Annotated in this window: 23 protein-coding genes; 6 read left to right on the top strand and 17 right to left on the bottom strand. The window is 50.6% G+C overall.

The window, feature by feature from the left end; translation table 11 throughout:
• The 7 genes from ACLGL1_RS09180 to ACLGL1_RS09150 all read right to left on the bottom strand — a co-directional run.
• Positions 1-1,323 (bottom strand): hypothetical protein (locus ACLGL1_RS09180; protein ID WP_411008375.1); only part of this gene is annotated, 1,323 nt, incomplete at its 3' end.
• A 316-nt stretch (positions 1,324-1,639) separates the two neighbouring features.
• A complete protein-coding gene (locus tag ACLGL1_RS09175; protein WP_411008374.1) occupies positions 1,640-2,311 on the bottom strand; it encodes a response regulator transcription factor in 672 nt (223 codons plus the stop codon).
• The gene (locus ACLGL1_RS09170; protein ID WP_411008373.1) at positions 2,308-3,315 is read right to left on the bottom strand and encodes a sensor histidine kinase; all 1,008 of its coding nucleotides are present in this window, start codon (positions 3,313-3,315) and stop codon (positions 2,308-2,310) included. Before ACLGL1_RS09170 ends, ACLGL1_RS09175 begins: the two co-directional genes overlap by 4 nt.
• On the bottom strand, positions 3,284-4,945 hold the full coding sequence (locus tag ACLGL1_RS09165) for a hypothetical protein (RefSeq protein WP_411008372.1): 1,662 nt from the start codon (positions 4,943-4,945) through the stop codon (positions 3,284-3,286). Before ACLGL1_RS09165 ends, ACLGL1_RS09170 begins: the two co-directional genes overlap by 32 nt.
• Before the next feature lie 320 nt (positions 4,946-5,265).
• The gene (locus ACLGL1_RS09160) at positions 5,266-6,639 is read right to left on the bottom strand and encodes a copper amine oxidase N-terminal domain-containing protein (RefSeq protein ID WP_411008371.1); all 1,374 of its coding nucleotides are present in this window, start codon (positions 6,637-6,639) and stop codon (positions 5,266-5,268) included.
• A 32-nt stretch (positions 6,640-6,671) separates the two neighbouring features.
• Positions 6,672-7,175 carry a copper amine oxidase N-terminal domain-containing protein gene (locus ACLGL1_RS09155; protein ID WP_411008370.1) on the bottom strand — a complete coding sequence of 168 codons (504 nt, stop codon included), beginning with the start codon at positions 7,173-7,175 and terminating at the stop codon, positions 6,672-6,674.
• A gap of 504 nt (positions 7,176-7,679) precedes the next feature.
• Entirely contained in the window at positions 7,680-8,912 is a 1,233-nt protein-coding gene (locus tag ACLGL1_RS09150) for a dicarboxylate/amino acid:cation symporter (RefSeq protein WP_411008369.1), read from the bottom strand.
• 174 nt (positions 8,913-9,086) lie between these two features.
• Between ACLGL1_RS09150 and ACLGL1_RS09145 the strand changes: the two genes are divergently transcribed.
• Together ACLGL1_RS09145 and ACLGL1_RS09140 are read left to right on the top strand one after the other, a co-directional pair.
• A complete protein-coding gene (locus ACLGL1_RS09145) occupies positions 9,087-9,620 on the top strand; it encodes a cysteine hydrolase family protein (RefSeq protein WP_411008368.1) in 534 nt (177 codons plus the stop codon).
• On the top strand, positions 9,613-10,440 hold the full coding sequence (locus ACLGL1_RS09140) for a DNA-deoxyinosine glycosylase (RefSeq protein ID WP_411008367.1): 828 nt from the start codon (positions 9,613-9,615) through the stop codon (positions 10,438-10,440). Before ACLGL1_RS09145 ends, ACLGL1_RS09140 begins: the two co-directional genes overlap by 8 nt.
• Positions 10,441-10,547: 107 nt before the next feature.
• Here the strand turns inward: ACLGL1_RS09140 and ACLGL1_RS09135 are convergent, their stop codons facing one another.
• The 5 genes from ACLGL1_RS09135 to ACLGL1_RS09115 all read right to left on the bottom strand — a co-directional run bounded on the left by ACLGL1_RS09135 (position 10,548) and on the right by ACLGL1_RS09115 (position 13,881).
• On the bottom strand, positions 10,548-10,910 hold the full coding sequence (locus ACLGL1_RS09135) for a desulfoferrodoxin family protein (RefSeq protein ID WP_411008366.1): 363 nt from the start codon (positions 10,908-10,910) through the stop codon (positions 10,548-10,550).
• A 91-nt stretch (positions 10,911-11,001) separates the two neighbouring features.
• The gene (gene cysS, locus ACLGL1_RS09130; protein WP_411008376.1) at positions 11,002-12,414 is read right to left on the bottom strand and encodes a cysteine--tRNA ligase; all 1,413 of its coding nucleotides are present in this window, start codon (positions 12,412-12,414) and stop codon (positions 11,002-11,004) included.
• On the bottom strand, positions 12,401-13,075 hold the full coding sequence (gene cysE / locus ACLGL1_RS09125; protein WP_411008365.1) for a serine O-acetyltransferase: 675 nt from the start codon (positions 13,073-13,075) through the stop codon (positions 12,401-12,403). Before cysE ends, cysS begins: the two co-directional genes overlap by 14 nt.
• 182 nt (positions 13,076-13,257) lie before the next feature.
• The gene (locus ACLGL1_RS09120; protein ID WP_411008364.1) at positions 13,258-13,575 is read right to left on the bottom strand and encodes a thioredoxin family protein; all 318 of its coding nucleotides are present in this window, start codon (positions 13,573-13,575) and stop codon (positions 13,258-13,260) included.
• Between the two features lie 87 nt (positions 13,576-13,662).
• Positions 13,663-13,881: a hypothetical protein gene (locus ACLGL1_RS09115; RefSeq protein WP_411008363.1), complete on the bottom strand. Its 219-nt coding sequence runs from the start codon at positions 13,879-13,881 to the stop codon at positions 13,663-13,665.
• Positions 13,882-14,010: 129 nt separating this feature from the next.
• Here ACLGL1_RS09115 and trmB point away from each other — a divergent pair, with 129 nt between their 5' ends.
• From trmB to ACLGL1_RS09100, 3 genes are all read left to right on the top strand, one after another.
• Complete coding sequence (gene trmB / locus ACLGL1_RS09110; protein ID WP_411008362.1) at positions 14,011-14,661, top strand: tRNA (guanosine(46)-N7)-methyltransferase TrmB; 651 nt, start codon at positions 14,011-14,013, stop codon at positions 14,659-14,661.
• A 129-nt stretch (positions 14,662-14,790) separates the two neighbouring features.
• Positions 14,791-15,333, top strand: a complete 543-nt coding sequence (locus ACLGL1_RS09105) for a glutathione peroxidase (RefSeq protein WP_411008361.1) — start codon at positions 14,791-14,793, stop codon at positions 15,331-15,333.
• 165 nt (positions 15,334-15,498) lie between these two features.
• Positions 15,499-15,933 (top strand): hypothetical protein, encoded by a 435-nt coding sequence (locus tag ACLGL1_RS09100; protein ID WP_411008360.1) that lies wholly within the window; start codon positions 15,499-15,501, stop codon positions 15,931-15,933.
• A gap of 24 nt (positions 15,934-15,957) precedes the next feature.
• Here the strand turns inward: ACLGL1_RS09100 and ACLGL1_RS09095 are convergent, their stop codons facing one another.
• The 5 genes from ACLGL1_RS09095 to ACLGL1_RS09075 all read right to left on the bottom strand — a co-directional run bounded on the left by ACLGL1_RS09095 (position 15,958) and on the right by ACLGL1_RS09075 (position 20,191).
• Positions 15,958-16,581 (bottom strand): SdpI family protein, encoded by a 624-nt coding sequence (locus ACLGL1_RS09095; RefSeq protein ID WP_411008359.1) that lies wholly within the window; start codon positions 16,579-16,581, stop codon positions 15,958-15,960.
• On the bottom strand, positions 16,574-16,840 hold the full coding sequence (locus ACLGL1_RS09090) for an autorepressor SdpR family transcription factor (protein ID WP_411008358.1): 267 nt from the start codon (positions 16,838-16,840) through the stop codon (positions 16,574-16,576). The genes ACLGL1_RS09095 and ACLGL1_RS09090 overlap by 8 nt, the downstream gene beginning before the upstream one ends.
• A 314-nt stretch (positions 16,841-17,154) precedes the next feature.
• Positions 17,155-18,072, bottom strand: a complete 918-nt coding sequence (locus ACLGL1_RS09085; protein ID WP_411008357.1) for a Fic family protein — start codon at positions 18,070-18,072, stop codon at positions 17,155-17,157.
• Positions 18,073-18,209: 137 nt separating this feature from the next.
• Positions 18,210-19,115, bottom strand: coding sequence for a copper amine oxidase N-terminal domain-containing protein (locus ACLGL1_RS09080; RefSeq protein WP_411008356.1), 906 nt, complete (start codon positions 19,113-19,115; stop codon positions 18,210-18,212).
• Positions 19,116-19,129: 14 nt separating this feature from the next.
• Positions 19,130-20,191, bottom strand: a complete 1,062-nt coding sequence (locus tag ACLGL1_RS09075; RefSeq protein ID WP_411008355.1) for a hypothetical protein — start codon at positions 20,189-20,191, stop codon at positions 19,130-19,132.
• Positions 20,192-20,347: 156 nt separating this feature from the next.
• On the opposite strand from ACLGL1_RS09075, the gene ACLGL1_RS09070 reads away from it, so the two are divergent.
• The gene (locus tag ACLGL1_RS09070) at positions 20,348-20,887 is read left to right on the top strand and encodes a manganese efflux pump MntP family protein (protein WP_411008354.1); all 540 of its coding nucleotides are present in this window, start codon (positions 20,348-20,350) and stop codon (positions 20,885-20,887) included.
• Positions 20,888-21,476: the final 589 nt, after the last annotated feature.

Raw genomic sequence — 21,476 nt, 5'->3', positions numbered from 1 at the left:
TAGGTCTTTGTTGGCTTCCTTGATAGCGTCTCTGACTGCTTGTTTTTCCTCGTCCGTTAATGCAGCCGGGTTCTTGACTTCGGTCTTGCTTGGTTCTTTGGCCTCCAGGGGTACATTAACACGCTCTTTGACCTGGGTGCTTACTTCTTCAGAAGGGTCTTTGCCGTCTTTTTCTCCCCTAGCTTTAATGACGGCATCCTTAGCCAACGTTTCCCCATCTGGTAAGCTAACTCGCCACTTTCCATCCTGGTCTGTTCCGGTTCTCCCCTGTCTGCCACTGGGGAAGGTTACGATGATAGAAGCCCCCGGTTCCCCTGTGCCTTCTATGGCGGTTGCATCTGTATAGACATCCTTAATGGTTGGTTGCTTGACTCGCTTATCTTCTACCAGGTCACTTCCCGGAATAGTCTTGCTGCTCTGGTCAGTATAGGTAAGGGTTGCACTACCGTCATCACCGATAACGAGGTCTGCCAAGGGTAAGTTTGGATTCGCCTCTCTAATCGCTTCTGCAACAGCTGCCTTTTCTTCTCTTGTTAAGGCCTCAGGCTTCTCGACTTTTGTTTTATCCGGAAGGATAATGTTATTCTTTTCCGCTAAGGTCTTGCCTGCTTTTACGGTTGTGTGGGCTTCTATGCTAGAAGCTTGTCCCTGTTTCTCAATCTTGGCTTTAATAAGGTCACCTACCTGCAGCACTTCCCCATCGGGTAGGCTAACTCGCCAGTTTCCATTTTGGTCTGTTCCGGTTCGGCCTTGTCTGCCACTGGGAAAGGTGACAACAACTGAAGTTGCCGGTTTCCCTAGGCCTTTTACTTCGGTTGCATCTGTATCAACATCCTTAATGGCAAATTTGCTTGCCTGACATGGCGGTAAATTAATAGCCCTTTCCGACTTGTCTTCGCTTATCTCAGGCTCACTTCCGACCCATTCTACACCGTCAACGTAGACTTTTACATCTTTCGCTAAAACGTGTGTTTTGTTCGCATCGCCGGTAACACGCACAAAGCCCATAAGGGTATATGTTCCTTCGGTAAAAGTATCTCCCACTTGAACTAGCCGCCAACTTTTTTTCTCTTCATTCCATTTATACCAATTAGCGATAATAAAGGTGGCCGGAGAGCCCTCTTGAATAGTTATTTGGGGCCTGGTTACTTGTTGACCGCAAACCGGTTTTACGCCCTCTGCTGAAGTAGCCCGTATAATAGAGATGCTTGTCCTCATATCCATATCCGGTTCTACTGCAAAAGCCGGGAGAGTCATTGTCAACATCATCCCTACTGTAAGAAGCAGGGCTAATAATTTTTTCATTTTCATATTTGCTTTCATAAGCTATTCCCCTTATTGTTTCTACTACCCCGGATCCCTTAACTCCGCTTGTACCCATCGGCAACCTTCGCTGTAGCCAAATTGAAATCAGGTAGATCTCGGGATTTGACCATACACCTATATCCTATCTATCCCTGAGTTTATCCAACTGCATCACTCCTACAAGTTATCCTAGGCCACATTCACCTTATGGTCTTTAAATTATACCTATTCCTTTTTCAATGCACACTGTCCCTAAGTACAGTCTCAGAAAATTTTGTTCATTTCGATAAAAAAATACCCGGTTCTCCATAGAAAACCGGGTATTTAGACCTATTCACTTAGATGTATACGCCGAAGTAGGGGCTACCTCCCCTGAATCATCCAGTAGCCTTGGAATAATGAACCGCTTGGCAATAACCGCAATGACCAGCTGGGTTTTGTTAGCGAAACCTGTTTCTTCAAGAATTTTGGACATATGCCATTTCACCGTTCTAGTGGAAATATTCAGCTTCCGGGCAATTTCACTGTAGCCCAGCCCCTCACAGACCAACCGGAGAACCTTAAGCTGGGCCTCGGTCAGCTCTTTGCTGGTAGAGATACCTAACTTGACAGGAGGAACTTCATCCGGCCATACCGACTTGCCCCGTATGGTGGCCTCTATGACGGTGATGAGTTCTTCCGGGCTGACCTCCTTGTACCAAAAACTATCTGCTCCGGCTTCCTTGGCACGCTTGATAAAACTCTCCTCGGGCATGGAGGTCACAATGATAATTTTTAGTGAAGGAAAATGCCTCCGTAGGTCTGCCGCTGCGGCTATGCCATCTTTCCTACCCTGGGTACAAACATCCATCAAGACCAAATCCACTGACCTCCTACCACAGACAGCAGCGGCCATATCAGCTTGAGAAAGACTGCCCACCAGCTCATAACCCTCCTGCCCAGACACAACATGCTCCATATATTCTCGGGCAATACGTTGATCATCAATGATAAGGATCTTGGTCATCTGGCCACCTCCCGGTTCATTTTTCTATAACTAAGTGGCAAAGTAACTTGTAACAAAAATACCGCTTGCGACCTAATTACCATTCTACCGCCCGCCTCGGTAATCATTTGACCAAGATCGGCAAGGCCGCCTTGTGGAATGACCTCTCCCCTGGGCCGATTCCCATTATTGCTAATAGATAAAAGAATCCGCTCATCTGTCCACTTGATCCTGATATCCAGCAACGTAGCATCAGCATGACGGACAGCGTTAACACTGGCCTCTCGCATAACGGACAAGAGCAAACAAGCCAGGTCTTTATCTTTTGGGAAGTCACCAGAAATAATTACTTGTATCCCGGCCAAGTTTGCATCTTCGATAAATTCCGCCAAGTCATCCCGGGGGCAGCTTGTATCCTCTTGTAAGACCTGAATGGCCCGACGAAACCGAGTGATGGCAAGCCCATTGTCCGCAGAAATTGCCTCCTCTTGAAGGATCCGGCGGATGGCCACAAGGCCCATATTCATTTGGTCATGCAGCTGCGACTTGAGATTTAAAATTTCTTGTTCTCTGGTCATTTCCTGCAGGTTTTTAGCCAGGATTTTCAGGTCCCGGTTCATCGCTTGTAAGGCTTCGGCCTGGCTTTGCCCTTCTCGGCGTTTTTCGTATAGCTCGGTCACGTTACTGAACACGGCTTCAGTATAGTTTTCTCCCCCTACCGTTGTTAGCACTCGGCTAGAGTACTTCCATGCCTGCCCATCCGGGAAGAGGAATGTATTCCCTTCCCGAATAATACCGGTGGTCTTATCACACTTTTCCAGGGCTATATTCAGCTCGGCAAAACTTTGCAAATCTTTCCCGGTCATTTGTCGAACAAGATCGTACATAGCCGTATTGCACAACTTGATAGTGCCTGTAGACGTAAAGTAACAGATAGCGGAAGGAAGGGTATCCAGTGCCTCTTTTACTGCACGGCGCAAATAGTATTTACCTTTAATCCAATGAAGCAGTTGCACTACCTTCATGGTCTGTCACCCCTTTTCGCAAATGAAAGATGAAGCGACTACTTTCGTCATCCTCTGAAAAGCAATCAGCTGCTGACCGGTGGTGGGACAAGTCTTTATCACAGACAAAGTCCATTATTAGGAAAACCTGCCCCTCGCTTACCCGGGTGTAAACCCAGACTTGGTCAAGGGTAAAGAGGCAATCTTCCAAAACTGTTTCAAAGGTACGGTAAAGACGGATTACCTCCTCCGTGTGCAGTAATATATCTGAAGAAATCCTGCAAAGGCAATCTACGCCTAGCAGTTTCAGATTGATAAAAGACTCCTCAAAGCATCTAGCTAGGTCACGGATATGTGCTATTTCTGTCCCTTCATTGACTAACAAGAGGTTACTATACCGCTTGATATAGGCACCCAAAACAGCTACGCCGGCAAGAAGCCTACGGCATTTTTGCACATCAGTTTCTGCATCATAGCGCTTAAGCAGGCGGTCAATGAATTCCATTTGTCGGGCAGTTTCCAAGTGAATTAAGTCGGTTACCCGGTTTTTTTCTTGCAAAGCACGAGTCTTCTTTTCTGTTTCCAGCGTTTCTGCCTGGATGCGGTTCATCTCAGAAAGATTCCGACAATTTTCTTCAAGCTGGTCAATTATTGTGATAAGGTCTGATACGTCTTCCTGCCATAAAACTTGACCAAATTTGATTGGTTTACTTTTTATCAGCATTCTTTTATCAACTAAAAGGGGCTGCCTTTTGACCCTTAGCCGCTGGTCTCCGGTCAGTACTTTAGCATCAGTGCTGGACAGGTGGACAATATTTTCCCGATCTATGATCTGGGCTCCAATTCTACTGACCATAAACAGGTCTACATAGCCTGTATTAGTTGGAATAAGTCCACAGGCGATACAGCTTTCAAGGATTCCCACAAAGAACAGGCATTGCACAGCAGCAATATCGCCACCGATGACCTGCATCCATGTGGCACCGCTGGCATAAATCACAGCATAGCCAATAGATATACCCATTAGAAGGACAGGCATGTATTTCTTTTTTTGGGCCAACCGACATTTCACCAGCATAATCCCAAGGGCCATAAGGGCACAGGCCACTTCCCAGCCGAAGACAAGGTAATAACCCAGGGCATAGCTATAATTCTTATCGCTCCACACCTCTCCAGGCGGAAAAGCAAAAACAAATTGGTGCCAATCGTTGGTTAATACTGCGAGTAGCAAAAACAAGGTCGGGATATATAAGCCCCTTACCCACCTTGGCAACTGATAGGTTTCCGGCTTGCCAAGCGATACGGATATAAACACAGCTAAAAGCGGAATGTACAGCATAGGGAAATAATAACAATACCACAAGCCCCTTACAAAATCGGGGTCTACCACAAGGAAGTATTTTATTGACCGGACCAGGAACCAAAAGACACACAAGGCGGAAACAGCCAGCATATAGTACCGTACCCGGGATTGAAGAATTCGTCGATTAACAGATATCCCCCAGACAAGGTATAGGGCCATATAGAGCAATGACCGGGTAATTCCTAAGGGAAGGCAGAGAATGCCAAGCTTAGTTATCACGCGACAAAGGATTGCAGATAAAACGATCAATGCTACAATAATACCTAGTTTTTGTTCCTGTTTATCCATAGAGGTCCGCTCCCTAAAAAATCCTGCTGTTAATCCCCCTACCCGGCGGCTAAGAGCGCTTGCTACACGCTCTAAGAATAGCCCTATATAAACTCTATTGTGTACAAAGTTTTTTATTTTTTCAAGAAGTTGACTTTAATTTTTCTGATATTTTTTTCGCCCTCAACCTTCAGACTCTATATACAACCACCCACCTTGTACAAACCTTCTTCTACAAAAATGTATGGTCTAGGCATATGAAAAGGGATGCTGCCTTACGGTAGCATCCCTTTTCATATGTTTATTCAATTATATCTCTTACCTTAAGCAGGTTTCGTTTTTTATTTCGCCTTGCTGAAGATAAGATCAGTGGTCAAGCCTTCAGCATCGGCGGTGGTGGTGATTTTAAAGCCCAGACCTTCTGCAGCAAAACGGACCGGGACAATGGTCCGACCACCTGAAGACAGGTAGGGGGCAACATCCATGGTCTTGGTCTTGCCATTATCGGTGAAGGTCTTTTCGCCGATGGTCATGACGACGGTCTTATCGGCCATCTGGATATGAATGGTCTGGTCGGCGGCCTTGTAGTCAACCTTGGCGCCGAAGGCTTCCGCCAGGGCCCGCAGGGGAACGAAGGTCCGGTTATCCTGAATAAAGGGGGCGGTGTCCATGGCCTTTTGTTCATTGCCGATGACCAGGGACTTTAGGCCAATAGTCATGCGGACCTGGTTGGCGGCCAAGCCTGATTTTCCCACCATAATCTGGAAGGGGTAACGGTCCAGAACCTTGCCGGCGGCATCGAAGGCCCGGAGTTCTAGGTCGACGGCGCCTTCCCGGTCCGCCTTGAATTTGAGTTGGCCCTTGCCGGAGGCTAAAAAGCCTGCCGGATCGGCAACGGAGGCGGTAACCTTGGCGGCGTTTTCCTTATGGACAACGGCGACGCCCAGGGCCTTGGCCCGGCTGTCGGTTTGCTTCAGGGCAATATCGATGGTTTCAGCCTTGTCCTTGTCAACCTGGGTCCGGGCCAGGCTAAAGTTACCCGGGCTAGTCGGGCTAGGCTTTTCCGGCGTGGACGGGGTCGGGGTTTCGCTGGCACTGCTGCGGATGACCAGGCGTTTGTCGATATTCTGGTCTCCATACATGATCCGCAGGGTAACGATGCTTCCTTCCGGGGCATCCTGGGCAACGGTAAAGCCACCCTTGATAAAGCTGCCAGCGACAATAGGGCCGCTGTAGCTGTAGACGGCGTCATCGGAGACATCGGTCATCCGGCCCTGGTCATTGAGGTAGATCCGGGGCTTGACGGTGCTGCCGGGCTTGACTTCCGAAGGGTAGACCGCTGTCAGCTGGCCACTGGCCGGCGCCGGGGCCGGGGTCGGGGCGGCGGTTACCTTGGTATCGGCAGATAGGAAGTGGTTACCGGAGCCGGCCATCCGGACGTTGACCAGGTCGCCATCAGCGGCGGCCCGGGGCAGGGTCAGCTGGAGGCTGCCCCGGGCCGCGGCATCTGCAGACAGCTGGCCGGCCAGGTACTGGTCGCCCAGGTAGACATGGTACCAGTCGCCGGCCCTGGCGCCCTTGTACTGGAGGGTGAGGTCGCTGGACCCGGCCCTTACCTGACCCAGGCTCAAGTCATCTGCCGCCAGACCCACTTGGGGCAGGCTGGTGACTGCTAAAGCCCCGGCACACAGTAATGCGATTCCTTGTTTTTTCATATGTCCTCCTCGACGCTTCTGCGTCAAAACCTCTAGCGCGTAATTTGCACAATGCGGTCCTGGCCATCGCGGCTGGCTTCTACGCTAAAGCCCATGGCTTCAGTGATGAAGCGAACCGGGACCATGGTATGGCCGTCCTCAGATACATAGGGGGCCACATCCATAAAGGCCACCTGGCCATTCTTATGGTAGTAGGTCATGTCGACGGTCATGACCAGGGTCTGGTCCTTTTGGCTGACGGTAATGATCCGTGTGGCCGCATCATAGTCGACTTTAAAACCGAAGGCTTCCGCCGTTGCCCGTAAGGGGATAAAGGTCCGGCCGGCGCTAACCCGGGGGGCCTTGGGTAGGATGAGGCGGTTACCGTTTAATTGGGCTTCGGTTTTGCCCATAAATAAAGTCACCGCAGTGCCGGTCTGGACCGGCTCCTCTGCCCAGGCCGGGCTGGCTGCCAGAAGGCTACCGGCTACCAGGACGGTGCAAAGGACTGCGCTGATCTGTTTTTTGAATGATTTTTTGACTGATGTGATCTTCATATCTATCTCCATCGCTCCTCTCACCAGTTGCTATGATAGCTTAATACGAGAAGAGATGGGCGTCAAGCTGGTAACAATCTCGTGTAAAAAAAGTTCACAATTGGTCTTTTTTTGTTACCGATTGGCCAAAATCCTGGTCCCTGTCGCTGATTAGCAACAAAAAATCAGGGCCGGGGCCGGGCCCGGTCCGGCGATGGGTAACAATTCGGTAACGGTCTGCCGGCGCCGACCTCTACCCATAAAGATACGCCATCTGGCTTCAAACAGCAAGGGCAAAGAAGCCTATGAGCGCCAGGGACTATACCCCTATGACAGGCCAATATCAATATGCCCTCTTGATCCTGCGCCGAAGTTTTCCAGAAGAGTCTTGTTTATTTCCTTTGCTTTCACCTACTTATAAGACGCCTTCTGACCCAAAACCTATCTGCAGGTATGAAAAAGGGTCCCCTTCCTTGGATATCCAAGAAAGGGGACCCTTTCGGTGATGTTGTAAAGATCCACCGGTTAGTTGGTCTCACCGGGTTGGTGGCGGCCGGTAATCCGGTCTTTAAAGGTATCGATAAAGACCGCAATAGCATTGTCACCACTGACATTACAAGCTGTCCCAAAGGAGTCTTGGGTCAGGTACAGGGCGATCATAAGGCTGGCCAGGGCCCCGTCCACCGGAATACCAATCATCGGCAGGAAGGACAGGGCACTCATAATGGCCCCACCCGGTGCGCCGGGTGCTGCGATCATGACGACGCCCAGGGTTAAGATGAAGGGGACCATGAGGCCCAGGTTATGGGGCATGTCGCTCATCATCAGGACCCCGGTGGCGCAGCTGGTAATGGTAATGGTTGACCCGGCCAGGTGGATGGTGGCGCAGAGGGGGACAACGAAGTCCCGGATCCCCTTAGTCACACCATTCTTTTCCGCACACTGGAGGTTGACCGGAATGGTAATGGCCGAAGACTGGGTCCCTACAGCGGTCAGATAGCCGGGTACCTGGTTTTTAATGAGCCGGAGGGGGCTCTTGCCACTGACAGTACCGGCAATGGTAAAGAGGACCGTCAGATATATGAAGTGCAAGACCAGGATGACTACGTAGACCTTCCAAAAGACCTTGAGCACACTCCAAACCTCACCAGTATAGCTCATTTTGGCAAAGGTCAGACCGATATAGATAGGTAAAATCGGGATGATGGTCTTGGCCAGGACCAGGTAAACGATTTCCTGCAGGCCGACAAAAATATCCTTGAGCAGGTCCCCCAGGGACTTGGTATCATCCTTCATCCGCAGGGTGACAATGCCAATCCCCAGGATAAAGGCCAGGACAATGGCCGTCGTTACACTGAAAATCGGGTCCAGGGTGAACTCTAAGTAAGGCTCAATTTCCGTGGCAGAGCTTTCCGTGAAATTTTTAATAATGTCGGATGTAATAAAATGAGGAAAAATAGCAGAATCCACGGTATAAGCCAGGGTCCCGGCCACCAGGGTTGAGCAATAAGCCAAGAGAACCGTAAAGCCTAAGAGGCGACCGGCCCCACCGGCTGCCAATTGGGCAATCCCGGCCGTTACAAAAGAAATAATGAGCAGGGGAATAATAAAGCTTAGGTATTGGGCAAAAATATTCGCAATCGTAGCAAAGACACGGATGACCGGTTCATTGACAAGGCTCCCGACAATTAAACCGATGACAATCCCGAGGATCAACCGGGGGACCAATCCGAGTCTTTTCTTTTTCTGTTCAGGCAATATAAACCCTCCTTTTTAATATTTTTTACAAACAACCACCAAGGAAATAGTATCTAACTATGCAGGTATTTGCAAGTACAATTTGTCTTGTACCGGCAACTTATCGTCCCCCACTCACAACACCCTCGACCCCACCCGGGGAAGATGATAAACTATTCCCAGAGGAGGGATACCATGAATGATGTATTAGTGGTTATAGATATGCAAAATGACTTTATCACCGGCAGCCTGGGGACAGCCGAGGGCCAGTCCATTGTCAGCCAGGTGGTCGACCGGATCCGCCAGCACCAGGGGAAGATTTTTGTCACCCGGGATACCCATGAGGACGACTACCTGACCCGGCAGGAAGGCCACCACCTGCCGGTGGCCCACTGTATGCGTGGGTCTGAAGGCTGGCAGCTGGTACCGGAAGTAGCCCAGGCCCTGGCCGGACGTGAAGTGACCTTTTTTGATAAACCGACCTTCGGGTCCCCGGACTTAGCCCAGACCCTAAAGGAGGCCGACCAGGAAAGACGGCTGACTTCAGTGACCCTGGTTGGCGTCTGCACGGATATCTGCGTCATCTCCAATGCCCTGGTCATGAAGGCCTTTTTGCCGGAAGTCCCCCTGTATGTGGACGCCAAGGCCTGTGCCGGGGTCAGTCCCGAAAGCCACCAGCGGGCCCTGGAGGCCATGGCTGTTTGCCAGGTGAATATCCTCCATGCGTGAGACAGTGACCCACCCCTTAAGCCCCTGGATCTGGAAGGATTCTGAGGTCCTGGTCCTGGGCACCCTGCCCTCACCGGCATCCCGCCAAAGGGGTCTCTACTACGGCCACCCCCAGAACCGCTTTTGGCCAACCCTGGCCCAGGTGTTCGGGGAGCCCCGCCCCATCCATGCCGAGGCCTGCCGGGACTTTGCCCGCCGCCATCACATCGCCCTCTGGGATGTTTTTGCCCAGGCCGATATCCAGGGGGCTGATGACAGCAGCATTGTCAACGCCCACTACAACGACCTGGCCAGGGAAATTAAGGGAACAGCCATCCACCATATCTTTTGTACCGGACAAAAGGCCTGGCAGGCCTACCAGACCCATTGGGCTGACCGGCTAGACCTGCCGGCGGCCAGCCTTCCCTCAACCAGCCCGGCCAACCGGGCCCACTGGCCCGATGCCGCCCTACCGGCAGCCTACCGGGTCATCCGGGAAGTCTTGACCAAGCCGGCCCCCTTTCCCGGCGGCCGCAACCTATTTGCCCTCTCCCCCCTGGATGGCGATGGCCCTGAGCAGGTTGAGGTCCTCTATGAGGAAGAGGGCCTCCGCCTAGAGCGGATCATCAGCCGGGGCCATTGCTCGCCTGACGGCTTCTTCTATGACCAGGCGGAGCTGGAATGGGTAGCGGTCCTAGAAGGCCAGGCCATCCTGGCCGATGACCGGGACCGACACCAGCTTTTAAATACCGGCGACCATGTCCGCCTGGCCCCCCACGTCCGCCACCGGGTAGTCGCCACTACGGACCCCTGCATCTGGCTGGCCTGCTTCAAGAGCTAGCCCCCTTAAAGATGACAAATACCCAACCCATCGAGTCTCGTTGAAAGGAAAAACAATAAGAGCCCCCGGACTTGCTGAGCAAGTCCGGGGGCTCTTCCTATGAGAAATTATTCAGCTTTCCAGAGGCCGTGCAGGTTGCAGTATTCGTAAGCACGGACGAATTTTTCGCCATCTTCTAAAAGGAAGGAGGCTTTCGGTTCGCAGTCCGGGGTCAGGTCTTTACGCAAGACCCGTTTATCGGTTTGGACAACGATGAAGGGGATGTAGTGTTCTTCGGTCATGGGGTGTTCCACGCTACCGACAACGACATCTACCTTATTGCCGTCCTGCTTTACGACAGGTACGTGTTTTTCACCGGCAGCATCGGTGGAGTTAGCCTTTAAAAGTTCTAACTTAGCACCATCAGCAACATAAACAGCCTCAAAAATATTTTTGGTTTCCGGGCATCTGACAAATTTTAATTCTTCCATGTTTTTACCTCCATGTGTGTTGAATAGTATTTTTTCGTTTCTTTCAACACTATGATTATACCCTAGCCCAGATGATGATAAACAACGGCTCTTAAGTTGATTTTTTCCAGGTCGTCCCATTCTTCCCGTCTTCCAGGATAATGTCCAGATCGCTTAACCGGTCCCGGATGGCGTCGGCCAGGGCAAACTGCTTGTCGGCCCGGGCCTGGGCCCGGAGGTCAATTAAGAGGGCCATGAGGTCGTCAGCCAAGCTATCATCGGCCTTGTGGGCGCTAAAGTCCAGGCCGAAGACATAGAGGAGGTCATCAAAGCACTTTTGGGCTTCCTCTAAAAGAGCCCTTTCATGGCTGTCCTGGCGGAGGTAGGTATTCACATCCCGAGCCAGGTCAAATAAGGCGCTGAGCCCCAGGGCGGTATTGAAGTCATCGTCCATGCCAGTTTCAAAGGCTGCCCGGACCGCTTGCAGCTGGTCCCGGAGGCCGGCTTCAGCTTCTCCAGCGCTTCCTTGGGCCTTGGTTTGAGCAGCTAGCAGATTGTGGTAGGCATTCTTGAGCCGGTCCAGGCCCCGGGCGGCAGCGGCAATTTTTTCATCGTCAAAGTCCAGGGGGCTCCGGTAGTGGACGCTCAAAAGATAATAGCGGACCACGTCTCCGGGGAATTTATCCAGGATTTCCCTGAGGAGGAAGAAGTTGCCCAGGGACTTACTCATCTTTTCTTCGTTAATGGTGATAAAGCCATTGTGCATCCAATAGCGGGCCATATCTGCATGGGAAGCGGAGCAGCTTTGGGCCATTTCGTTCTCATGGTGGGGGAAGATCAGGTCCTGGCCGCCCCCGTGGATGTCAAAGGTCTGGCCCAGGTAGGTCCGGCTCATGGCCGAACACTCAATATGCCAGCCCGGCCGGCCCTGGCCCCAGGGGGAATCCCAGGCAGGCTCGCCGGGTTTGGCGCTTTTCCAGAGGGCGAAGTCCAGGGGGTCGTGTTTTTTCTCATCGACATCCACCCGGGCCCCGGCCATGAGGTCATCGATGTTCCGGCCGGACAGTTGCCCATAGTCTTCATACTTGCGGACGGCGAAGTAGACATCGCCATTGTCCAGGGCATAGGCATAACCGGCATCAATGAGTTCCTGGACGAAGTCAATGATTTCCTTCATATGGTCGCTGACCCGGGGATTCTTGTCCGCCGGCAGGATGTTCAGCTTGCCGGTGTCTTCAAAGTAGGCATCAATGTAAAACTGGGCCACCTCAGCCGCTGTCTTCCCCTCTTCATGGGACCGGTTGATGATTTTGTCGTCCACATCGGTAAAGTTAGACACATAGGTCACATCGTAGCCCCGGTAGCTGAAGTAGCGGCGGACCGTATCAAAGACCACGATGGGCCGGGCATTGCCCAGGTGGATGTAGTTATAGGTGGTCGGACCACAGACGTACATCCGGACTTCCCCTTCATGGACCGGGGTGAAGGTTTCTTTCTGGCGGGTGAGTGTATTATAAATCTTGATGCTCATTGGCTTTTTCCTCCATTTCTTCCAAACGCACCTGGACGGCATCTAAACGGGCACGGAGGTCTTTCAGGCATTCACAGACCGGGTCCGGCAGGCGGTTGTGTTCCAGGTCGACATGGTGCTTATCCGTAGGTACCCGGTTCCCGTCCTGCTTGACGACCCGGCCGGGAATGCCGACGACCGTGGAATTGGCAGGCACATCTTGTAAAACAACGGATCCTGCTCCTATTTTAACATTTTTTCCGATATGGATATTGCCTAGGACTCGGGCGCCACTGGACACCATGACCCCGTCATCCAGGGTCGGATGGCGCTTGCCCTTTTCCTTGCCGGTCCCCCCTAGGGTCACCCCCTGGAAAAGGGTCACGTCATCACCGACGATGGCCGTTTCCCCAATGACAATCCCGCAACCGTGGTCAATAAAGAGTCCCTCCCCAATGGTCGCCCCGGGGTGGATTTCCACCTGGGTAAAAAAACGGGCGATTTGAGAAATAAGGCGAGCAAATGTCCGAAAACCCAAGAGATACATCTGGTGAGTGAAGCGGTGGACCCAGATGGCGTGTAAACCCGGATAGTTCAAAAGGACCTCTATAACCGTCCGTGCTGCCGGGTCCCGCTCAAAGACCACCTGGATATCCCGTCGTAATTGTTTAAACATCTATTTTTTCCTCCAAAGCAGCTGGCAGACCGGTCACAACCGGCCGACCTACAGGCATTTGTCCCTGTACGATAAGGCCGGGGACATGGTCTGGCGTCTCAAACGCCTAGCTGAAAGCCTTGTTCCCTCCTGGGATCAAAGCATGAAAAAAGCCGCACAAGTGTGCGGCAGTCGAGCGATTATTAGCCGAGAATTTCTTCGATCTTTTCTTCATAGTCTTCGATGTCTTTTTCGCCGGCCATTTTACCGACATATTCACCATCATTGAAGAAAAGGACCTGCGGCACACCCTTTAAAGAGAACCGCTGGAATAACTCTTTTTGTTCCTCAACATCAACCGTATAGAAACCAAAATCGCCTTCGTAATCTTCTTCCAGCTCTTCCAGTTTCGGTTTAACCGACTGACACACATGGCATGACTTACGGGAGAAGAGGACACAACAGGCTTCACCATCATCATAGATGATTTCTTCAAATAAATTTGCATCTAATTTCTGCATGAATTTCACTCCTATTCCGGCGCCCTTGCCAGGCGTCCTGTCTATCCAGCAGTATAGCAAACTCTTTTCTCACTGTCTAGCCTAGACCTATGCTTTAAGGGCATTTTTTACAAAGCGAATAAAGTGAGACTGGTAATAATCTGCCAGGGTAGGCCCGCTTTGTACATCGTAAAAGGGAAGGGCTTCTGTCCCCAGGGCTGTGGCAAAGTCTGTAAAAACCCGGTCCATGTCCAGCTGGTCTGCACCAGGCAACTTTGCACCGGCCGCTTTTAAACGATTTTCAAAGAGTTCCAAGTGACCTTTCAATTCAGGGCCTCCTTATGCTATCATACAAGCACCCGATTTATCGCATCGAGCATTAATAATATAATACCCTTATTTTAGCGAAGTTACACATCCAGTGCAAGCCATCCACTGATTTTTAAGGAGGAAACCATGGCCAGAGTCAGACATATTCCGGGCACCCATGACATGCTCTTAGAAAACCCCTACGTGATTACCCAGGCAGAAGCCAGCCCAGCCTTTTGGGCAAAATGCTACCCTAAAAGTCAAGCCCTACGCATCGAGGTTGGGTCCGGTCGAGGCCGCTTTATCTATACGGCAGGCAAGACCTGTCCGGATAAGAACTGGCTGGCCCTTGACGTGGTCCCGGAAATCATCCGGGAGGCCGTCGAAAGCTACAGCCGTCGGGCCGATTGGCCTGAAAACATCCGCTTTATGGCCTGTGATGCCAGCGAACTCCTGCGCATCCTGCCGGCCCGGTCCGTTGAGCGGATCTACCTCCACTTTTCCGACCCCTGGCCCAAAAAGCGCCATGCCAAGCGCCGGCTGACAGCGCCGGGCTTTCTGGCCATCTATGCCGCCCTACTCCAGGAGGACGGCGACCTCCTCTTTAAAACAGACCATGACGATTTTTATACCTACTCCCTGGAGAGCTTCCGGGAATCCGGCTGGCAAATCGTCTCTGCCGACCGGGACATCTACCGGGACCTCCCGGCTGACAATATCGCCACCGAATACGAGCGCCGCTACCACAGGCGCCAGGTCCCCATTGGGCAAATCATCGCCACCCCGCCCCGGCATTAGACCAATTGGCCTGGAGGGGCTGAAAATTTGTGTCAATCCGGTCCCTTTCGGGTATATCTTTTTCTAGTGACAGGCTTGGCCCGGTTAAGGCCAGGCCCTTCAAAAGCGTTTCAGGAAAGGATGATGACAATGGCTTCAATTTATGATTTCACCGTCAAGGATACCAAGGATAATGATGTTTCTTTAAGCGATTATAAGGGCAAGGTGCTCCTCATTGTCAATACCGCTACAGAATGTGGCTTTACCCCCCAATATGAAGGGCTGGAAGGCCTCTACAAAACCTTCAAGGACCAACCCTTTGAAATTTTAGACTTCCCCTGCAACCAATTCCTGGGCCAGGCCCCGGGCAGCAATGAAGAAATCGCTGAATTCTGCCGGACCAAGTACGGGACGGAATTTACCACCTTCGCTAAGATTGACGTCAACGGGGATGATGAAGACCCCCTCTACACCTTCTTAAAAGACGCCCAGCCCCAAGGGATTGCCGACGCCGGCACTGCCGCCTTCTTGGCCAAGCTGGAAACCCTGACCGATGTCTACCGGGGGGCCAACATCAAATGGAACTTCACCAAGTTCCTAGTGGACAAAGAAGGTAATGTCGTTGCCCGCTATGAACCGAATATTGAACCCAAGCGGTTTGAGAAAAAAATCCAGGACCTGTTAGAGGCTTAATCCGAAGCCCCCTGCCTTAGCCAGCCTAAGGCAGTTTTTTAATGCCCAAAATACCATTAGCAGGCAAAAGCCTGCCCTTTTGTTAAGAAATAGTTAAAAGCAAATAGACAAAGACCCCGGGGCATGGTATATTTAAAAAAATTTATGAAAGGCGTGACCAGGCAGATGAACTACCTTAACCTGTGGCGGGCCCCGGCCGTTTTTACAGCCATCCTCTTGCCGGCTTTTTTATTAAATGTCTATTATGACCGGATGATTTACTGGATCCAGTCAGACGCCCTCCCGACCGTTCAGTTTTTACTTTGGCTGCTACCGGCCCTCCTCCTCAGCCTCCCGGCTGTTTTACTGATGGGCTATTTTACTGGCAAAAGTCAGATAGATAAAGGCTTTTGCTGGACCTTCACTATTTTCTCCACCATATATATGGCCGCCCTCCAGTCCACCTTCATTCGCCCCAATAATCCTATAACCATCTTTTTCCCTGAACCCTTCCACTTTGGTCCAGCCGTCGCCTGCTCCCTCATCTTCTGTACCCTCTTTTCCTGGGTCTTTTTAGTCAGCTCAAGTAAACACAAACAACAGCGAAAAAATACGCCCTAGGCAGTCACGCCTGGGGCGTATTGGTCATTTAAGCCGATGGTCTTCTCTGAAAGACCAAAGGGGCGGTAAGGCCCCCGCCACAAAAATACTTATGAGGGCCAGGACCATCAGAGCCGGCACATTGGTAACACCGGCCAGCAGGGCTAAAAAGCCGGCCCCGATAAAGAGGTAGCCGCCCAGCCGTTGGGTCTTAGCCCAGACCACCGGCGACCGGCCGGTCCAGGGAAAGCGATAGCCGTAAAATTGATTGGGCGGTGTCTTGGGCAGGTAGTTGCCGATTGCCAGAAAAAGTGCCCCCAAGAGGAGGAGGACGCCCCGGCGAACGGAAAAATCAGCCCCCAAGTTAAACTGGACCATCATCATGGTGACCACCAGGCCAATAACAGGTACAGCTAAAAGAGAAATAGCCTGCATCATCGGATGGACCTGGGGACTCCGCCGGGCACTAAAAAACATAAGGGTTTCTATGGCGGCAAAAAAGACCGGCAGGCCCCAAATGGTCGATAATTTTCCCTGCCAGCGGTCCGGCGTATTGTCAAAAGACAGGTGAACGGCCATCGGATCCGGCAATTGATCATAATAATAGAGGCCATAGGCCAGGCTGAGACCAATCAGTAAGAGGCCTAAGATATAAAGACGCTTATTCATGGATACCCTCCTTAAAGCTTGCCATAAAGACCAGCAGGTCTTCAAAAACAGAAGTATTCAGGCTGTAAATCACCCGGTTCCCCTCTTTATCAGTCCGGACCAGGCCAGCTGCCTTTAAAATAGACAGGTGGTAGGATACCGTGGCCCCGGTCAGGTCAAAGTGGGCACCAATTTCCCCGGCAGCCATGGGACCGGCCCGGAGGAGCTTGAGCATATCTCGCCGTTGGCTATCCGCTAGGGCTTTAAAGGTCTTGTCCATCAAGATGGGCCACCCCTTTCTATTTAGATTTTTCTCTAAATAGATTGTAGCAGGCCGGCAAATAAGCGTCAATATCTATTTAGATTATTTTCTAATTTTTTATTGAAAAAGGGGCTGTTGCAAAATAGCCCCTCTAACAAACAAAGTCCCAGCTCAAAAAATGAGGAGGGACTTTGTTTATGGATATATCCATGTAAGCTTATAATATATAGCTAAGGAGAATTTTATAAATCAATTAGGGCTAAGTTTGTCTGCAATCCAGGAGCTGTGTCGAATGATTTTACTCATTCTGACACAGCCCCTAGTGATGGGACTTAGGCCTGGCAGGCGGCCTTATAGTCATCCAGTTGCTGTTCCATATATTGGGCGATGAGCTCAACCATGGGGGCTGAGGTCTGGTCTCGGTAGTAGGTATCAATGGCGGCATAGAAGGCATCCCGGTCTTTGGGGGAGATGCTCACTGCCGGATAGCCCTGCTGGAGGAGCATAAAGTTTAGGAGCAGGCGGCCAACCCGGCCATTGGCATCCATAAAGGGGCGGATGCCGTCAAATTTCATCAGAAAGAGGACAGCGCTTTCAACGGCGTGGAGTTGGGGATTGATGAACTTGCCCAGCTGCTTGGCCATTTTAGCCGGGACCCGGTCGGCTTCCGGCGGTTGGTGGTAGGCACCCAGGACGTGGATGGATTCCAGCCGATACTTGCCCCGTTCAGCGGGCTTGTCAACCATGATGAGGCCGTGCAGGTCCTTGATAATCTTTTCAGACAGGGGGACCCGTTTATCGACCAGGTCTTTCATGTGGTCATAGGCATCGCTCAAGCCGACCACCTGCAGGTGGGCCCGCAGGGGCTGGCCGGCGACCACTTGGCCTTCGAGGATGGTGGCCACTTCATCCCGGCTCAGGGGATTGCCGCTAATGGCGCCACACTCATAGACAAAGCTGGTCTTGAAGTCTTTTTCAAAGGCGGCCATTTTTTCCGGATTTTTGACTTCACAGGCCTTACGGGCTTCATTTTTTTCGTCAATCCGGCCAATCAGCTCTTCATATTCCGGCGAAGAGGGGCGGGCTTCCAGGTTGGGGGGGATAACCGGGCAGATGGCCTCTTCCGGGATAAAGAAGGTCCGTCCTTCTTTGACCACGCCGACCAGGGACCCGTCTTGGCAGAATTCAACCACCAGGTCTTCGTCAATCTGCCATTTTTCGGCCGCTTGTTTCACTGACATATACGCCATGATAAACTACCTCCATTTCAGATTCCGATCCATTCCAGTTTTAACCTGTATCTCTTGGGTCTATTATACGAAAATTCAGCCCAATTGCCAACAGACAATCAGGCTGAGGAGGTATTCGTCTCTCTTCCCCGCTACTTTTAAGCGATAAAAAGCCAGTTGCCGTCCGGGGTCAGGGCATGTAGCTGCTGGCCTGTCCATTCTAAAACGGCCTTGTTGACATCAAATGGCAGTTCTTTTTCCACCGGGCCTTGCCCACCTTGAAGGTCCAGGCGGTAGACCACATTCGGTCGGATGCCCGATGACCAGGGGCCCTGGGAGGTCCCGTCTGTATAATAGAGGTAGCGGTCATTTAAGGTAAAGGATGACGTGGCATTGACCCGGTCGGCTATTTTAACCAAGCGGTCACCGGTGTCCTTATAGAGGGTGCTCATATTGGAGTGGACGTGGTTGTAGTTGATGAGGAGGTAGGTCTCTCCCCGGATGACCTTCTGCTTGACAATAAAGTCCTGGATGGGTGACAAGGTCCTTCCATCAGACAGGGGCAGGAGGGTCCGGTCGCTTGCCAGGCTGCGGGCCACCTGGCCGCTGGCGTCGACCCGGTAGCTGGGGGGATTCTTTTGGCCGGGATAGATGGAAACAGTGCCCTCCGACCACTGGATGCTACCGTAGATTTCTGCCAGGTTCCGGGCCGGCAGGTAGGTCCGGCCATCCTTGATGACCGGGGCACTGTAGAGGGCCTTAGTCTCCCCCTTGTCCTGGTAACTGGTTTGCCCGACCTGCAAGGTGAGGGAGACGCCATTGCTGCCGCTGACGACGATTTTTCCACCTTCAGACCAGGCAGTGTCCAGCCTGAGGTAGTTGTTAACCATCCGTAAGGGGAGCATGGTTCGGCCCTCTTTATTGATGTAGGGGGTACCCATAGACGGAGAGGCCTCGATGAGGTCGCCGTTAATCCTCAGCGCCAGGTCGCCATCGGCCTTGGCCGGACCGGGTAGCCAGCAAAGGCCCATAAGCAGGCAGCCGGCAATGATTTTTTTTAGCATACTTACCTCCTAAGTCAATTAAGTACAATGTCTACCCATTCAGCTGAATAATTATTTTCTGGCCTGATAGTAATTTTTGATTTATCTTCTAAGGTATCTCCTATTAAATATTTTGGCATAGAGTTATCATATGAATATCTCTTATCCATATTAGATAGGAGATACTTAGGCTCTGCTATTGTATAAAATCCATCACTTTTTCTATAGTAATGAACCTGGCTCCAATGTGCTTCTCTTAAATAATCACCATTATCTAACCTATTAAATTGAGCTAAGGCTACCTCCCGAGTCAAATTAACATTATATGGATTAGACGAAAAGCTTGAGGGAGCCGGAATATACATACTAGAGATTTCATTCCATGAAACCGGATCTATAACTTTTATTAAACTCTTATCCCCATTTAACTCCATCCATAAATAAACTCTGTTCCCATTTAAAGCAATATTTTTTTCAGACCAACCGTCTCCTAATACATTTCTAAACAGTTTCCAGCTAGATATTTCTTCATAGTAAACCAATCCAGCGTCAAATCCTCCACCATTTCCATATGCACCATACATGATATACGGCCTGGAATTGTACTCATGAGCACGATTAGGATTGTAACTTACCGAAACAGCAGGGAGATCAACATAACCTGTTACTTTGTAAAATTTATAGTATGGATTAGTGTATGTCATAACATGAGGTCCGCTTGAATTGTTTGATGTACTATACGTTGAATGAGGAATAATAGTAAGATGTGTCCCTAAATCAACTACACCATTTTGATCTACTTTATAAGTTTTCTCACTCTGGATATCAGGCTTCCTTATATTCTTGAAGGTGTTTTTTAGGTTATTTATTTGCCACTCTTCAAGTCTATTGCTTTTAATAATATTATATACCTCAGGAATATCTTCATATATTTCTAACAATTCTTTCTCATCAAATCCGTCATTAAGCAATTCTTGCTTCATGATACGAGTATTTATTTCTCCCTTATGATCTACATCAGCCCGTGCATGTGCTTGAATTGGATAAAAAAATAAAACTACAAGCATTAGAGGTAATATTTTCCTTAAATTAAACATAAATTCCCTCTTTTCTTCTGCAAAATTAATCCATATTTTAAATAGCTATTTATTAAAACATAACGCTCATCCTCCCTTAAACTATGCTATACTGATATAGTGCCCTTAAATATATCTGTTGTCAATATATTTTATACTCTAGTTCCAGGAGGATTTATGGGGATTGTTGAGGTTATTTTAATTGGGGTGGGCCTGTCGATGGATGCCTGTGCCGTCGCCCTATGTAATATTTTAGGCTTGGCCGGCGGCGACCAGCGGCGGCTTTGGCTGATGCCTGTTTTCTTTGGGGCCTTCCAGGCCCTCATGCCCAGCCTGGGCTACGGGCCGGGGATTGGCCTGGCCCATATCATCGGCTCTTATGGCCCCTATGTGGTGGCCGCTGTCCTGGCCTTAATCGGCCTCAATATGCTGCGCGAGACCCACAAGGGCGAGGCAACCTGTAACTTGCAGGCCCTGAGCCTTTGGGTCCTGACGACCCAGGCGGTGGCAACGGCCATTGATGCCTTTTTTGTCGGGGTCTCCTTCGGGGCTGCCGGTACCCCCCTGGTCTATGTCCTGGTCATTGGCGCCACAACGGCTGTTCTAGTGACCTTGACCATTCTCTTGGCCCGGCCCCTAGGCCGGTTCTTAGGCAATAAAGCCGAATGGGTCGGAGGCTTTCTCTTACTGGTGGTGGCTGCAATCCAGTTAATCTAGGGCTTAGCGCCTGACTCAGCTCCATAAGTATAGCAGGAATATCGAACTACCTTTACTGGGGACTGAAAAAGAAAAAAGATAAGACCCTTTTCATTGCTGTAGGCAGACATGAATAATAGAAACAATAGGGGAAGGGGCTGTATCAAAATGAGTAAAATCATTCGATACAGCCCCTTGCTTCTTTATGTAACCGCCACCGACCGCCTATCAGTGTACGATTTATTGGAGCAATAAACCGGAGAAGTTAAGACAGTGTTATCGGTTCTCCAAAGAGTATCGGGATAAGTAGGGCTCCCAACGCTTCTGCCTCATGCGGCCATTCCCTTGCCTCCCACAAGAGCAAAAATAGGTCGCAGCTCGGGTAGAAATACAAATAGCCCAGGACATTTGTCCTGGGCTATTTGTATATGTAACCGGCAACGACCGCCTGTCAGTGTACGACTGGCCGGAGTAATAAACCAGAGAAAAATAGAAAGGTTGTTATTATTTCATCGGTAAGCTTTTTTAGTGACCTACCGTACCCTTTCCCCTCATACGGTCGTTTCCATATCTTATCACTTAGACAAAATCTGCCGGACGCTCACTCACG

The sequence above is a fragment of the Peptococcus simiae genome (assembly GCF_046569735.1).
Taxonomy (GTDB): Bacteria; Bacillota; Peptococcia; order Peptococcales; family Peptococcaceae; genus Peptococcus; species Peptococcus simiae_A.
This window is presented reverse-complemented; position numbering and strand designations above follow the sequence as displayed.

What these genes read in the sequence shown, in the direction of transcription:
- ACLGL1_RS09080 (WP_411008356.1), bottom strand. Translation starts at nt 19,115, where the DNA reads ATGCTAAAAAAAATCATTGCCGGCTGCCTGCTTATGGGCCTTTGCTGG.
- ACLGL1_RS09120 (WP_411008364.1), bottom strand. Translation starts at nt 13,575, where the DNA reads ATGCAGAAATTAGATGCAAATTTATTTGAAGAAATCATCTATGATGAT.
- cysE (WP_411008365.1), bottom strand. Translation starts at nt 13,075, where the DNA reads ATGTTTAAACAATTACGACGGGATATCCAGGTGGTCTTTGAGCGGGAC.
- ACLGL1_RS09170 (WP_411008373.1), bottom strand. Translation starts at nt 3,315, where the DNA reads ATGAAGGTAGTGCAACTGCTTCATTGGATTAAAGGTAAATACTATTTG.
- ACLGL1_RS09140 (WP_411008367.1), top strand. Translation starts at nt 9,613, where the DNA reads ATGCGTGAGACAGTGACCCACCCCTTAAGCCCCTGGATCTGGAAGGAT.
- ACLGL1_RS09145 (WP_411008368.1), top strand. Translation starts at nt 9,087, where the DNA reads ATGAATGATGTATTAGTGGTTATAGATATGCAAAATGACTTTATCACC.
- ACLGL1_RS09175 (WP_411008374.1), bottom strand. Translation starts at nt 2,311, where the DNA reads ATGACCAAGATCCTTATCATTGATGATCAACGTATTGCCCGAGAATAT.
- ACLGL1_RS09100 (WP_411008360.1), top strand. Translation starts at nt 15,499, where the DNA reads ATGAACTACCTTAACCTGTGGCGGGCCCCGGCCGTTTTTACAGCCATC.
- trmB (WP_411008362.1), top strand. Translation starts at nt 14,011, where the DNA reads ATGGCCAGAGTCAGACATATTCCGGGCACCCATGACATGCTCTTAGAA.
- ACLGL1_RS09155 (WP_411008370.1), bottom strand. Translation starts at nt 7,175, where the DNA reads ATGAAGATCACATCAGTCAAAAAATCATTCAAAAAACAGATCAGCGCA.
- ACLGL1_RS09090 (WP_411008358.1), bottom strand. Translation starts at nt 16,840, where the DNA reads ATGGACAAGACCTTTAAAGCCCTAGCGGATAGCCAACGGCGAGATATG.
- ACLGL1_RS09075 (WP_411008355.1), bottom strand. Translation starts at nt 20,191, where the DNA reads ATGTTTAATTTAAGGAAAATATTACCTCTAATGCTTGTAGTTTTATTT.
- ACLGL1_RS09105 (WP_411008361.1), top strand. Translation starts at nt 14,791, where the DNA reads ATGGCTTCAATTTATGATTTCACCGTCAAGGATACCAAGGATAATGAT.
- ACLGL1_RS09085 (WP_411008357.1), bottom strand. Translation starts at nt 18,072, where the DNA reads ATGGCGTATATGTCAGTGAAACAAGCGGCCGAAAAATGGCAGATTGAC.
- ACLGL1_RS09165 (WP_411008372.1), bottom strand. Translation starts at nt 4,945, where the DNA reads ATGGATAAACAGGAACAAAAACTAGGTATTATTGTAGCATTGATCGTT.
- ACLGL1_RS09095 (WP_411008359.1), bottom strand. Translation starts at nt 16,581, where the DNA reads ATGAATAAGCGTCTTTATATCTTAGGCCTCTTACTGATTGGTCTCAGC.
- ACLGL1_RS09135 (WP_411008366.1), bottom strand. Translation starts at nt 10,910, where the DNA reads ATGGAAGAATTAAAATTTGTCAGATGCCCGGAAACCAAAAATATTTTT.
- ACLGL1_RS09160 (WP_411008371.1), bottom strand. Translation starts at nt 6,639, where the DNA reads ATGAAAAAACAAGGAATCGCATTACTGTGTGCCGGGGCTTTAGCAGTC.
- ACLGL1_RS09070 (WP_411008354.1), top strand. Translation starts at nt 20,348, where the DNA reads ATGGGGATTGTTGAGGTTATTTTAATTGGGGTGGGCCTGTCGATGGAT.